This is a genomic window from Mycetohabitans sp. B46 (genome assembly GCF_037389205.1).
Classification (GTDB): Bacteria; Pseudomonadota; Gammaproteobacteria; order Burkholderiales; family Burkholderiaceae; genus Mycetohabitans.
In genome coordinates, this window is sequence record NZ_JADBGL010000002.1 from 183655 (window position 1) to 196862 (window position 13208).

The 13208-nt window shown below is 60.4% G+C and carries 11 protein-coding genes; 9 read left to right on the forward strand and 2 right to left on the reverse strand.

Annotated elements, in window-relative coordinates; genetic code table 11:
- Positions 1 to 3: 3 nt before the first annotated feature.
- From IHE30_RS02860 to IHE30_RS02880, 5 genes are all read left to right on the forward strand, one after another.
- Positions 4 to 633: a hypothetical protein gene (locus tag IHE30_RS02860; RefSeq protein ID WP_337688672.1), complete on the forward strand. Its 630-nt coding sequence runs from the start codon at positions 4 to 6 to the stop codon at positions 631 to 633.
- 9 nt (positions 634 to 642) lie between these two features.
- Entirely contained in the window at positions 643 to 1149 is a 507-nt protein-coding gene (locus tag IHE30_RS02865) for a siphovirus Gp157 family protein (protein ID WP_337688673.1), read from the forward strand.
- 82 nt (positions 1150 to 1231) lie between these two features.
- Complete coding sequence (locus tag IHE30_RS02870) at positions 1232 to 1930, forward strand: polymer-forming cytoskeletal protein (protein ID WP_337688675.1); 699 nt, start codon at positions 1232 to 1234, stop codon at positions 1928 to 1930.
- Between the two features lie 232 nt (positions 1931 to 2162).
- Complete coding sequence (locus IHE30_RS02875) at positions 2163 to 2381, forward strand: DUF4224 domain-containing protein (RefSeq protein WP_337688677.1); 219 nt, start codon at positions 2163 to 2165, stop codon at positions 2379 to 2381.
- A gap of 125 nt (positions 2382 to 2506) precedes the next feature.
- Complete coding sequence (locus IHE30_RS02880) at positions 2507 to 3484, forward strand: tyrosine-type recombinase/integrase (protein ID WP_337688678.1); 978 nt, start codon at positions 2507 to 2509, stop codon at positions 3482 to 3484.
- Between the two features lie 69 nt (positions 3485 to 3553).
- On the opposite strand, the gene IHE30_RS02885 is transcribed toward IHE30_RS02880, so the two are convergent.
- On the reverse strand, positions 3554 to 5059 hold the full coding sequence (locus IHE30_RS02885; RefSeq protein WP_337688680.1) for an AMP nucleosidase: 1506 nt from the start codon (positions 5057 to 5059) through the stop codon (positions 3554 to 3556).
- A gap of 196 nt (positions 5060 to 5255) precedes the next feature.
- Here IHE30_RS02885 and IHE30_RS02890 point away from each other — a divergent pair, with 196 nt between their 5' ends.
- From IHE30_RS02890 to IHE30_RS02900, 3 genes are all read left to right on the forward strand, one after another.
- On the forward strand, positions 5256 to 5708 hold the full coding sequence (locus tag IHE30_RS02890; protein WP_337688681.1) for a hypothetical protein: 453 nt from the start codon (positions 5256 to 5258) through the stop codon (positions 5706 to 5708).
- A gap of 92 nt (positions 5709 to 5800) precedes the next feature.
- The gene (locus IHE30_RS02895; protein WP_337688683.1) at positions 5801 to 6769 is read left to right on the forward strand and encodes a homoserine kinase; all 969 of its coding nucleotides are present in this window, start codon (positions 5801 to 5803) and stop codon (positions 6767 to 6769) included.
- Positions 6770 to 6779: 10 nt separating this feature from the next.
- On the forward strand, positions 6780 to 7574 hold the full coding sequence (locus tag IHE30_RS02900; RefSeq protein ID WP_337688684.1) for a BPSS1780 family membrane protein: 795 nt from the start codon (positions 6780 to 6782) through the stop codon (positions 7572 to 7574).
- Positions 7575 to 7715: 141 nt separating this feature from the next.
- On the opposite strand, the gene IHE30_RS02905 is transcribed toward IHE30_RS02900, so the two are convergent.
- On the reverse strand, positions 7716 to 10091 hold the full coding sequence (locus tag IHE30_RS02905; RefSeq protein WP_337688685.1) for a UvrD-helicase domain-containing protein: 2376 nt from the start codon (positions 10089 to 10091) through the stop codon (positions 7716 to 7718).
- A 206-nt stretch (positions 10092 to 10297) separates the two neighbouring features.
- On the opposite strand from IHE30_RS02905, the gene IHE30_RS02910 reads away from it, so the two are divergent.
- Complete coding sequence (locus tag IHE30_RS02910) at positions 10298 to 13159, forward strand: valine--tRNA ligase (RefSeq protein ID WP_337688688.1); 2862 nt, start codon at positions 10298 to 10300, stop codon at positions 13157 to 13159.
- The last annotated feature ends 49 nt before the right edge of the window (positions 13160 to 13208 follow it).

Genomic DNA, 13208 nt, shown 5'->3' on the forward strand with positions numbered 1-13208 from the left:
ATCATGTATGCACTCGACACAAACGTAGCACGTCAAGCCGATGAACGCATTGTACGCATCACTGACATGGGGAAGTATGTTGGGATATTCACTCGCGCAGAAGAAGTGACGAGCGCCAAAGGCACCCGTGGCATCGACTTCACGTTCGAGACACCAGAACGCTTGAGCGCAAATTTCACGCTTTGGACCATGAAAGTACAAGGCGAACCACTGTTCGGCTTCAAGCAGTTACAAGCGCTGATGGCGTGCCTGCGTATCAAGAGCATCACGCCCTCTCACGCCATCGTAAAGAAGTGGGACCGGGAAACAAACAGCGTTCAGGAGTTTGACGCCGAGGTGTTCAAGGATCTCATGAACAAACAAGTAGGCATTTTGTTTGAAACCGAGGACTATCTAAAAAAGGACGGAAGCATCGGAACCAAAGCCGTGCCCGCCGCCTTTTTTGAGGCCTCGAGCGGATTGATGGCCGGAGAAATCCTCGACAAAAAGGTTGAGCCGACACAACTCTCAAAGATGATTTTGACACTTCGCCATCGTCCGTTGAAGCGCGTGGCAGGACAAGCCCCCCAGCCAGGCGACCCTATACCTGGCGCTGACAGCTCGTTGGACACGGATGGCGACATTCCCTTTTAAGGAGTTGACGTGAGTGACCTGACCTTATACCAAATTGCCAGTGAGTATCGACATGCGGCCGATAGATTGGTGGAACTTGATTTCGATGAGCGAACCGTAGCAGACACGCTTGAATCAATCAGCGGGGAATTTATCACTAAAGCTCAAAACGTTGCGTTCTTGATTCGCAACCTTGAAACGTCGGCCGAACAGATTCAAGTTGCAATTGAAGAAATGCAGATGCGCGCGCAAAAATACGCAAGGCGTGCAGAGCGAATCAGAGCATATCTGCTGCAAAACATGCTGATGAGCGGCGTGCAAAAGCTTGAATGCCCTTACCTCAAGCTTACCGTGCGTGAGAATCCTGCCAAGGTAGTCATCGATGACGCGCGCCAAGTTCCAATGGCGTACATGACAGACCCGCCACCTCCACAACCAAAGCCAGACAAGAAGTTGATCGCGCAGGCAATCAAAGACGGGAGCAACGTGCCGGGCTGTCGGCTCGAACACAGCCAACGCCTCGAAATCAAGTCGTAACGCAGACGTCTTCTGCCTTGGCAGAACGGCTGTCAGTCCCCCCCGAAGAAGCAACACTATAAGCAATCTGAACGGTGAAAGCATGACCATTGTCAAGAAATTTGAACTTATCGATGATCAATTTATTGAAGAGCTCGGCGTGAAGCTCTTTCGCATTCGTGCACTTGTCTCCTTCGCACGCGTCTGTGCTGGTGATATCGGCGGTTACGTCGAGAAAGAGGAAAACCTTTCACAAGCAGACAAAGCGTGGGTGTTTGGCAATGCACGGGTGTACGGCAACGCACAGCTATTCGACAACGCGCGGGTGTTCGGCAACGCACAGGTGTTCGACGATGTACGCGTGTCCAACAACGCGCAGGTGTTCGGCAACGCACAGGTGTTCGGTAATGCAAATTTGTACGACAGTGTGCGCGTGTTTAGCAACGCGCAGGTGTTCGGTAGTGCAAATATGTTCGACGATGTACACGTGTCGGGCAACGCGCAGGTGTTCGGCAGCGCGTGGGTGATCGGCAATGCGCGGGTGTGCGGCAGCGCACAGATGTTCGACAACGTACACGCGTCGGGCAATGCGCAGGTGTTCGGCAGTGCACAGGTATTCGACAAAGTACAAGTGTCTGGCGACGCGCAGGTGTTCGGCAGTGCACAGATATTCGACAAAGTACAAGTGTCCGGCAACGCGCAGGTGTTTGGCAGTACGCGGGTATGCGGCAGTGCGCAAGTGTCCGGTAGTGCGCGAGTGTTTGAGGACGTATATGCGTCCAGCAACGCGAGGATGAAATGACTAACCTCGCGGCACTTACGGGCAGCCAGCACGTGCGCCCGTCCTTTTGGACAGAGCAATGACAACCCATACCAATGCGCGGGAACGCGAAATGACACGCAGTGCGGTAGATGGCGCAATGGCATGCATCGCTCTATGCAATGCACACGCAGCATTCCAAGATGACGCCTGGAACAACACCTGTCCCTGCTGGAGATGGAGAGTGATATAGAGGCATTGGCTCAAAGGCATTATGGACTCACTGACCCTTACCGAACAAGAAATCATTGAAGCGACCGGCTACCGTCAGCCGTGCCGGCAACTTGCCGCGCTACAAAAAGCGGGTATCCCGGCCGATCGGCGCCCCGATGGCAGTGTGCGCGTTTGGCGCCACCATATAACCGGCATCGCACAGCCAAGCAAGCAACGCAAGCGCCCGCAATTGACATCCGATATGGGAGTTGCAGCGTGATTGGGCGTCGCAAAATTCCATCTCATTTACCCGCTCGCGTGTACGAGAAGCATGGCACATGGTGGTTCGTGGATATCAATCGAAAGTGGCACAAGCTATGTCGTACCACCGAAGGGATCGCATGCTTGTACGAGAAACTGGCTAAATTTACGCGCGCATCGGACAGTTCGCGGTCAACAGCTAATACGATGCCCGCTCTAATCGACGATTGGGTGCAAAAGAAGCTTCCTGACTATGCTCCAAAGACACGCTCAAATTATGCCAAGATGCTCAGTCTGATTCGCCAGGAATTTGGCCCGCAATGGTTAATTGAGGACGTGCGCCCCGCAGATGTCGCGCGCTTCCTCGACAAGCACTTTCATGACAAGCCGAACAGCAGCAACAAGTACAAAGCGTTGTTGTCGTTAATTTTCATGCACGCCATTCGGAAAGGATTACGCGATCGAAACCCAGCCCGAGAAATTGGTGCAGCCAAAGAAAAAAAGCGCGATCGATACATTACAGACGCTGAACTGGAAGCAATTAGAGCCGCCATTGTCGAGTCAGGGAAGAACCTGCATTCTTCTTCTCGCTCTATCCTTTGCTTGATTGATCTGGCTTACCAAACCGCCCAGCGGATTGGTGACTTGCTTGCGCTCAACTGGCAGGAGGTAACTGACGAAGGTATCTATTTTCATCCCAGCAAAACGGTCAATAGTAGTGGCGTGCGATTACTCATCGAAATGACACCCGAGTTGAGAGACACGCTCGATCTAGCGCGTGGAGGAAAGGTTACGGCCATTGGACCCGTCATCTGCACGCGCAAGGGCGGTCGCTTCACCTATATTGGGGCTTATTCTGGCTGGAAACGCGGTTGTCAACGCGCTAGGAAAGCTTACGAGGACGATTGCAATGAAAAAGGGATCGCACCCGATCCGAAATACCTGGTTGGACTGCATTTCCACGATCTGCGGGCCAAGGCATTAACCGACCTGAAACGCCTGAAAGGTGCCGCAACAGCCCAGGCGCTGGCCGGCCACACGACCGAAGGAATGACTGCACACTACACAAAGGCTCGGGAGGTCGAACGTGTTTCGCCCGTACCGATCAAGCGTGCAAGTTAGACAACCCTAGCCAAGTTAGACAAAGCAAAGCTGGCGGGGGGCGCCAGTTCCCCGCCCCATAAGGCTTGGCTACTGAAATGCCACTTCAGCAAAGCTGCGCAGCTTGCGGCTGTGCAGCCGGTCCAGTCCATTGGTGCGCAGCAGCTCCATTGCCTTCACGCCAATCTGCAGGTGCTGGTCCACCTGTGCACGGTAGAATCGATCCGCCATGCCCGGCAACTTCAACTCACCGTGCAGCGGCTTATCGGACACGCACAGCAACGTGCCATACGGCACGCGGAAGCGAAAGCCGTTCGCCGCAATCGTCGCACTCTCCATGTCGAGCGCCACTGCCCGACTCTGCGACAGCCGCAGCACCGGTTCACGATGATCGCGCAGTTCCCAGTTGCGATTATCCGTAGTGGCGACCGTGCCGGTGCGCATCACGCGCTTAAGCTCAGTGCCCTCGAGCCGCGTGACCTGCGCGACAGCCCGCTCCAGCGCCACCTGCACCTCGGCCAACGCGGGCACCGGCACCCACAGCGGTAGGTCGTCGTCCAGCACGTGGTCCTCGCGCACATAGCCGTGCGCGAGCACGTAGTCCCCGAGCCGCTGCGTATTGCGCAAGCCGGCGCAGTGCCCAAGCATGATCCACGCGTGCGGGCGCAGCACCGCGACGTGATCGGTGATCGTCTTCGCGTTGGATGGCCCCACGCCGATATTGATCATCGTAATGCCACTGCCATCGGCGCGCTTCAAATGGTACGCAGGCATCTGCGGCATGCGCGCCACCGGCAGCCCCTGTTTCGGCTGCTCGCCCAGGTTCGCGTTGTACGTGATCACGTCACCGGGCTCGACAAACGCGACGTATTCGCTACGATACGCGCGCTCGCGCGCATCGTCGGCGCGCGCCATCAGCGAATGGCCAAGCTTGACGAACTGATCGATGTAGAACTGGTAATTCGTATACAACACGTAATTCTGAAAGTGGATCGGCGACGTCGCCGTATAGTGACGCAGCCGGTGCAGCGAAAAGTCCACTCGCGCCGCTGTAAACAGGGCAAGCGGATGCGGTTCGCCAGGCGGCGTCTCGTACGTGCCGTTGACAATACGGTCGTCCAGCAGCGACAAATCCGGGGTGTCGAAGATGTCGCGCATCTGCCGCAGACGGTCCACATCTAACTCGCCCTCCAAGTAAATGCCTTCTGCAAACGCAAAGTGGATCGGAATGGGCTGGCGCGACACCCCGATCTCAATCGACGCCTTATGGTTCTTCACGAGCAGTCTCAGTTGTTCGCGATAGTAGTGGGCAAACAAGTCCGGCCGGGTTACCGTGGTTTCATAGACGCCGGGGCCCGCGACGAAGCCATACGAGTGGCGTGAATCGATATGCGTATTGACGTCTGTGCGAATCCGCACAAACGGATAACAGGCGCGGATACGCGCCTCGATGCGCTCACCACGCCGATACCGCTCGAATGCATCGCGCAGCGACGCACTGCTGACATCATAAATGGCGGACAGCCGCTCGACGGCCGCGGCGGGATCGTCAAAGGCTTCGGTGCAAAACGTAGCAGACGCGTTGATCACATTCATTATTCGATGTCCTCGGGGCAGGCGCGGCGGTTTGGGTGCAGGAGCACAGCGGGCTCGTGCAGACTGGCGCCAATCGACATTATCACGAAACACGGCTGCAATGCGGGGCGCAAAAAAACCGCGGCGACAGCGTCACGCTGGCGCCTATGACGCACGCTGGTTTGATAAAATTGCTTTACCGTCTCGGAGAACTGTCATGAAGCCGTTCCACATTGCGCTTGGCGCACCTCCTCGCGGCGCGGCCCGGTTCGCGACCGTACTGGTGACGGCCACCTTGGCGCTTGCCGCCACGATGGTCGCTGCGGCAAGCGCACCACAACCGGACGCCGCGGCGACGCCGGCCACCGCCACGTCACAGGATGAGAGCGAGGCCGTCGGCTTGCCGAATCTGACGGAAATCAACCGGCCTGCCGGCGTCGTGCATTCGACAGTGCAATTCAACGCGCCCCGCACGCCGAGCTTCTACGAAAAGAGTCCGAACGGCACATCGATCACCGAATATCGCGATCGTGGCAAGCCGGTCGAAATCCAGGTCCACTCGAACTTCGGCACGCGCTACCAGATGAGCGCCTCGCCGGATGTCTCGCCGCAAGTGCACGAGAGCGGCAAGCCCTCTACGCGGCTGCCGTCCTTGCAACTCAAGTACTGACTGACTCGGCGGCCGGCAATCGATGCCGGCCGCACGCGGACCCCTGCCGCCTCACGCTAGCGGCAGCCTTCAACCTGTCCAATGACGTCTGCATGGCCGTTTTCACCGCCGTTCCCGAAGCCCGGCTCGCCGCCTGGATTCAGCATTACGCGATAGGCGAGATCATCGATTTCCGCGGCATTGCGTCCGGAATCGAAAACAGTAATTTTTTCTTGACGACAACCACTGGTGAGTACGTACTGACGATCTTTGAGAAGCTCGCCGCGCACGAGTTGCCATTCTATTTGGAATTGATGCGGCATCTGGCGACGCATCACGTGCCGGTGCCCGACCCGATGCGCCGCGACGACGGCGCGTTGTTCGGCATGCTGATGGACAAGCCCGCCGCGATCGTGACGCGGCTGGACGGCTCGCCGCGGCTGGCGCCGCAGGTCGCGCACTGCACCGAAGTCGGACAGATGCTGGCGCGGATGCATGTTGCCGGACACGATTTCCCGATGCACCAGCCGAATTTGCGCGGCCTGCCGTGGTGGCAAGACAATGTCCCGGCGGTCTTGCCCTACGTGACCGATGCGCAGCACCGGTTGCTGATCAACGAATTGGCGTATCATCAGGCGTTCTTTGCGTCGCCCGACTACGCGGCGCTGCCCGGCGGACCGTGCCACTGCGACCTGTTCCGCGACAACGTGCTGTTCGCGTCGCGCGACGGACGTGATACGCTCGGCGGCTTCTTCGACTTCTATTTCGCCGGCTGTGACAAGTGGCTGTTCGATGTCGCTGTGACCGTCAACGACTGGTGCGTCGACCTGGACACCGGCCGCCTGGATGATGCACGAACGCAGGCATTGCTGCGCGCGTACCAGACTGTCAGGCTGTTCACACCGGCCGAGACGCGGCATTGGCGCGACATGCTGCGTGCCGGTGCATTGCGCTTCTGGCTATCCCGGCTCTATGACTTTTACTTGCCACGCGACGCTCAACTGCTCAAGCCGCACGACCCCGCTCATTTCGAGCGTGTGTTGCGCGAGCGCATCGGTGCAGAAGCGTTACCGTGGGTTTGACCACTCTCTTATGCGACTAATCGAGTCACCCAAAAAATCCGGCTATGTCTGGTTCCGCCAAGGCATCTGGCTATTCCGCAAGAACCCGCTGAGCTTCCTGGCGGTCTTCTTCACCTATTTGTTCTCGATGATGCTCGTCGCGCATGTGCCGGTAGTCGGCTCCGCGCTGTGGCTAATGCTCGCGCCAGGCTTGTCCGTCGGGTTCATGAGCGCGTGCCGCGACGTGATCGCCGGCAAGCACGTGTTGCCACTCGCGCTGTTTACCGGCTTTCGCGCGCATGGCAGCGCCGTCGCACGGCAGCTGCTGCAGCTCGGGCTAATCTACCTGGTGCTGGTCACCGCGAGCCTGTTCCTGACGTCACTGATCGATGGCGGCTCGCTGCTGAAAACGGTCGTTAGCGAGGCGAAGCCGGATGACGACGTCGCCTCCAGCGGCATATTGCTTTCCAGTATCGCGCTCGGCTTCGTATTCTACGTGCCCACGATGATGCTGTTCTGGTTCGCGCCGCTGCTGACCGCCTGGCATCGCGTGCCGCCCCTCAAGGCGATGTTCTTCAGCTTCGTGGCCTGCTGGCGCAACCGCGGCGCGTTCCTCGTCTACCTGGCCACGTGGCTTGCAGTCCTGATGGGTGTGTCGCTGCTACTGGGTTTCGTGCTAAGCGCGTTTGGCCTGACGAGCGGCGCGTTGACCGCGCTGTTGCCCGTCAGTGTGATCCTGTGGACGATGATCTATTGCTCGTTCTACGCAACCTATCGCGGCTGTTTCGGCGTTGAGCAGCCCGCTGGCCCGCCGCCGACCGCGTAAGCCGTCGCGACGCCGCGGCAGCGCCGCCGCATAACCGTGCCATGGCCCTACGCGCCCACCACTACCGGTTCGTTGCCCCGACCGCTACTGGTTCGTCGTCCCCACCACTGCCAGTCCGTCGCCCTCACCACTATCCGTCCGTCATACCGACTGCAGTTTTGCGACCGCGAGCGCAAGCCATTTGGTGCCGTGCCGCTTGAAGGCGACCTGCGCCTTCGCGTCCGTGCCGCCCCCCTCCAGCGCGGTGATCGTACCCTCGCCGAATTTCGCGTGAAACACGGGTTGGCCAATCCGGAAGCCGCTTTGCGTGGCGCGCTGCTGGTCCGCGAACGCCGGCGCCGGTGCACCATCGTCAAAGCGCGCATTGCCATACGGCGCGTCGTCGCGCCGACCGCCGCGGCCGAACCAATCGCGGCCCCATCCAGCGTTGTCGCCGAAACCGGCACGCTGACCCCAGCGTGAGCCGGGCTCTAACTTGGGGGTGAGCCACTTCAGCACCCCGGCCGGCAATTCGTCAAAGAAACGCGAGCGCACGTTGTAGCGCGTCTGGCCGTGCAGCATCCGGCTTTGGGCGAACGACAAATAGAGCCGCTCCTTGGCGCGCGTGATTGCAACGTACATCAGGCGCCGCTCTTCCTCGAGCCCATCCTGTTCCGTCACGCTGTTCTCATGCGGGAACAAGCCTTCCTCGAGTCCGGTGATGAACACGGCGGCAAACTCGAGCCCCTTGGCGGCATGCACCGTCATCAATTGCACCGCGTGCTCACCGGCCTGCGCCTGATTGTCGCCCGCCTCGAGCGACGCATGCGACAGGAAGCCGGCAAGCGGCGTCATCTGGTCGGGATTCTGCGCCGGTGCGTCGATGCGCGGTGCATCCAGCACGGCCTGCTCCCCGTCATCGTCCAGTCCCCGCAGTGCGGCAGCGCGGCTCGCACCCGGCGCCAGCGGAATCGAGCGCGCCGGCGTATCGAGGCCATAGCCCTCCTCGGACACGAATGCGCTGGCCGCGTTGACCAGCTCCTGCAAGTTCTCGATGCGCTCCTGACCTTCACGGTCGTTGGCATAGAATTGCTCCAGCCCGCTGAGCCGGATCACCGCCTCGACCGTCTCCGGCAAACTCATCGCACGGGTCTCGCCACGCATCCGCTCAATCAACGCAAGAAACCCGCCAAGCGCCTGGCCGGCCTTGCCGGTCACATAGGGAATCGCCTGTGCCATCGAGCAGTTGTACAGCCGTGCGGCATCGGCCAGTTGCTCGAGCGAGCGTGCGCCAATGCCACGGGCCGGAAAATTGACCACCCGCGCAAACGCGGTGTCATCGCTCGGATTGTCGATCAGCCGCAGATACGCGAGCGCATGCTTGACTTCCTGGCGCTCGAAAAAGCGCAGCCCGCCGTAGACCCGGTACGCAATCCCGGCATTGACCAGCGTATGCTCGACCACGCGCGACTGCGCGTTGCTGCGATAAAGTACCGCGATCTCGTCGCGCGACAGGCCCATGTCGATCAGGGCGCGGATTTCCTCGACGATCCAGCCGGCCTCCTGCGAATCGGTCGTCGCCTCATAGACCCGCACCGGCTCGCCGTGGCCGGCATCGGTACGTAGGTTCTTGCCAAGCCGTTTTGAATTATGCGCGATCAGCGCATTGGCGGCATCGAGAATATTGCCGTGCGAACGATAGTTCTGCTCGAGCTTAATCAGGTGCCGGACGTTGAACTCGCGCTCGAAATCGAGCATGTTGCCCACGTTAGCGCCGCGGAATGCGTAAATCGACTGGTCGTCGTCGCCGACCGCGAATATCGCATTGTGCCCGCCGGCCAGCAGCTTCAGCCACGCGTACTGCAGCTTGTTGGTGTCCTGGAACTCGTCGACCAGGATATGCCGGAAACGGGCCTGGTAATGCGCCCGCAGCGTCGGATTGCGTTGCAGTAGTTCATGGCAGCGCAGCAGCAATTCTGCAAAGTCCACGACCCCCTCGCGCTGGCATTGTTGCTCGTAGGCGGCATACAGCTCGACGCACTTGCGATTGAAGTTGTCGCTCGCATCGACCTGCTCCGGCCTCAAGCCTTGCTCCTTCGCGTTGTTGATGAAGTACTGTAGGCTCTTTGGCGGATATTTCTCGTCGTCGATGTTCAGACCCTTCATCAGCCGCTTGATCGCCGACAACTGGTCTGCCGTGTCCAGGATCTGGAAGGCTTGCGGCAACCCGGCATCGCGGTAATGGGCGCGCAGCATGCGGTTGCACAATCCGTGGAACGTGCCGATCCACATGCCGCGCGTATTGATCGGCAGCATCGCGTCCAGGCGGATCAGCATCTCGCGCGCCGCCTTGTTCGTGAAGGTGACGGCCAGGATGCCGGCGGGGCTCGCCTCGCCGCGCGAGATCAACCATGCAATGCGGGTGATGAGCACGCGCGTCTTGCCGCTGCCCGCGCCGGCAAGAATCAGGGCCGGTTCATTCGGCAGCGTCACCGCTGCATATTGTTCGGGATTCAGGTTGGCAAGCAAATCGGACATGAGCGGCCTTGGTCACAACAAGCTTGCCATTATACGGCCGTGGCCGGCCCAGCACGCGGGGAATGCACACGGCATACCGTCCCACGGCGGCAAGTGCCGCGTCGCGCGGCGGCGCAACCGGCGCCCGCGCATCGCCGGCTCCCTTATAATTGACTATAACGATCTATTCGACCGCATTTTCACCGTCTTTCCGGCAGATTTCGACAATGAGCGACAGCAATACCACGCTTGCAAAAAGTTTTGAGCCTTCGACGATCGAGGCGTATTGGGGCCCAGAATGGGAAAAGCGTGGCTACGCGAAGGCAACCCTAGACCCGCAGCGGCCCGACTTCGCGATTCAGCTGCCACCGCCGAACGTGACCGGCACGCTGCACATGGGCCACGCGTTCAACCAGACCATCATGGATGGCTTGGCGCGCTACCACCGGATGCGCGGCGAGAACACGTTGTGGGTGCCCGGCACGGACCATGCGGGCATTGCCACGCAAATCGTCGTGGAGCGCCAACTCGACGCGCAACAGCAATCACGGCACGAGCTGGGGCGGGAGCGCTTCATCGAGCGTGTCTGGCAATGGAAACAGGAATCGGGCTCCACGATCACGCGGCAGATCCGGCGGCTCGGCGCATCGACCGACTGGTCACGCGAGTACTTCACGATGGATGAGCGCATGTCCCGCGTCGTCACCGACGTGTTCGTGCGCCTCTACCAGCAAGGGCTGATCTACCGCGGCAAACGGCTCGTGAACTGGGACCCGAAGCTGAGGACAGCGGTGTCGGACCTGGAGGTAGTCAGCGAGGAGGAGGACGGCAAGCTGTGGCACATCCGCTATCCGCTCACTGACGGCTCAGGCCACCTGAGCGTGGCGACCACACGGCCCGAGACGATGCTCGGCGACGTCGCGGTCATGGTCCATCCACAGGACGAGCGTTACGCGGCGCTGGTCGGCAAGACCGTCACGCTGCCGCTGGTCGGACGCGAGATCCCGGTGATCGCCGACGACTATGTGGAACGCGAGTTCGGCACCGGCGTGGTCAAGGTCACGCCAGCACACGATTTCAATGACTACCAGGTCGGGCAACGCCATGGCCTGCCGCAGATCATCGTGCTCACGCTCGATGCGAAGATCAACGACAACGCACCGGCCGCCTACCGCGGGCTGGATCGTTTTGACGCGCGCGAGCGCATCGTCGCAGACCTGGACGCGCTCGGCCTACTCGAGTCGGTCAAGCCGCACCGGCTGGTCGTGCCGCGTGGTGATCGTACGCAATCGATCATCGAGCCGATGCTCACCGATCAGTGGTTCGTCGCGATGAGCCAGCCGGCGCCCGAAGGCACGCTGCATCCGGGCAAGTCAATCGCGCAAACCTCGCTGGACGTGGTGCGCCGCGGCCAGATCAAGTTCGTGCCGGAAAACTGGACCACGACGTACTACCAGTGGCTGGAGAACATTCAGGACTGGTGCATCTCGCGCCAACTCTGGTGGGGCCACCAGATTCCCGCCTGGTATGCGGACGATGGCCAGGTGTTCGTCGCGCACAGCGAGGCCGATGCCCTGGCACAGGCCCGCGCGCAGGGCTATAACGGCGCGCTCAAGCGCGACGAGGACGTGCTCGACACGTGGTTCTCGTCCGCGCTTGTGCCATTCTCCTCGCTTGGATGGCCCCAATCGACGCCGGAACTCGAGCACTTCCTGCCGTCATCGGTGCTGGTGACAGGCTTCGACATCATCTTCTTCTGGGTCGCCCGAATGGTGATGATGACCACCCATTTCACCGGCAAGGTGCCGTTCCACACCGTGTATGTGCACGGCCTGGTGCGCGACGCTGAAGGCCAGAAGATGTCCAAGAGCCGCGGCAACACGCTCGATCCGATCGACATCGTCGACGGTATCGACCTGGAGACGCTCGTCGCCAAGCGCGTAACCGGGCTGATGAATCCGAAGCAGGCGGCATCGATTGAGCAAAAAACGCGCAAGGCGTTCCCGGACGGAATTCCCGCCTACGGCACCGACGCGCTGCGCTTCACGATGGCATCGATGGCCACGCTCGGGCGCAACGTGAGCTTCGATCTGGCGCGCTGCGAGGGCTATCGCAACTTCTGCAATAAGTTGTGGAACGCCACGCGCTTCGTGCTAATGCATTGCGAGGGGCATGATTGCGGTATCGCACCGTGCCAAGGCGATTGCGGGCCGCAAGGCACGCTCGACTTTTCGCCCGCTGACCGGTGGCTTGTCTCGCTATTGCAACGGGTCGAGGCCGATGTCGAGAAGGGCTTTGCCGACTACCGCTTCGACAACATTGCAAACGCGATCTACAAGTTCGTCTGGGATGAGTATTGCGACTGGTACGTCGAATTGGCCAAAGTCCAGTTGCAGACCGGCACGCCGGCGCAGCAGCGCGGCACGCGGCGTACGCTGCTCAGGGTGCTCGAGACAATCCTGCGGCTCGCGCATCCGCTGATGCCGTTCATTACCGAGGCGTTGTGGCAGAAAGTCGCGCCGCTGGCGGGCCGGTACCCGGCCGGGACCGCGGCCGGCGACGCCTCTGTGATGATGCAGCCCTATCCGCGCAGCACGCCATCGAAGATCGACGAGCGGGCGGAACAGTGGGTTACCGAACTGAAGGCAGTAGTCGATGCATGTCGTAATTTGCGTGGCGAGATGAACCTGTCGCCCGCCACTCGCGTACCGCTGGTGGCGGCCGGCGATGCCATGCGCCTGCGCGAATTCGCACCCTATGCCCAAGCGCTCGCGCGGTTGTCGCAAGTCCAGGTGCTCGCAGACGAAGCCGCGCTCGACCAGCAGGCGCATGGCGCGCCTGTCGCCCTTGTCGGCTCGAGCAAGCTGGTACTGAAGGTCGAGATTGACGTTGCCGCCGAACGTGAGCGGCTGACCCGCGAAATCAGCCGCATCGGCGGCGAACTGGCCAAGTGCAATGCGAAGCTGCAAAACGAGCGTTTTGTGGCTCGTGCGCCGGCCGCCGTCGTTGACCAGGAGCGCAAAAGATTGGCAGATTTCGAGTCGATGTTGGCAAAACTGACCACCCAACTTGAGCGGCTTCCGGCATAAAGTGCAGGGTGATCCGCTATAGCGGGGCGATAGTTTTTGTCGCGCTGTT

Excerpts from the sequence above, each read along its gene's own strand:
- IHE30_RS02890 (WP_337688681.1), top strand. The coding sequence starts at position 5,256 with ATGAAGCCGTTCCACATTGCGCTTGGCGCACCTCCTCGCGGCGCGGCC.
- IHE30_RS02875 (WP_337688677.1), top strand. The coding sequence starts at position 2,163 with ATGGACTCACTGACCCTTACCGAACAAGAAATCATTGAAGCGACCGGC.
- IHE30_RS02900 (WP_337688684.1), top strand. The coding sequence starts at position 6,780 with ATGCGACTAATCGAGTCACCCAAAAAATCCGGCTATGTCTGGTTCCGC.
- IHE30_RS02860 (WP_337688672.1), top strand. The coding sequence starts at position 4 with ATGTATGCACTCGACACAAACGTAGCACGTCAAGCCGATGAACGCATT.
- IHE30_RS02885 (WP_337688680.1), bottom strand. The coding sequence starts at position 5,059 with ATGAATGTGATCAACGCGTCTGCTACGTTTTGCACCGAAGCCTTTGAC.
- IHE30_RS02895 (WP_337688683.1), top strand. The coding sequence starts at position 5,801 with ATGGCCGTTTTCACCGCCGTTCCCGAAGCCCGGCTCGCCGCCTGGATT.
- IHE30_RS02905 (WP_337688685.1), bottom strand. The coding sequence starts at position 10,091 with ATGTCCGATTTGCTTGCCAACCTGAATCCCGAACAATATGCAGCGGTG.
- IHE30_RS02910 (WP_337688688.1), top strand. The coding sequence starts at position 10,298 with ATGAGCGACAGCAATACCACGCTTGCAAAAAGTTTTGAGCCTTCGACG.
- IHE30_RS02870 (WP_337688675.1), top strand. The coding sequence starts at position 1,232 with ATGACCATTGTCAAGAAATTTGAACTTATCGATGATCAATTTATTGAA.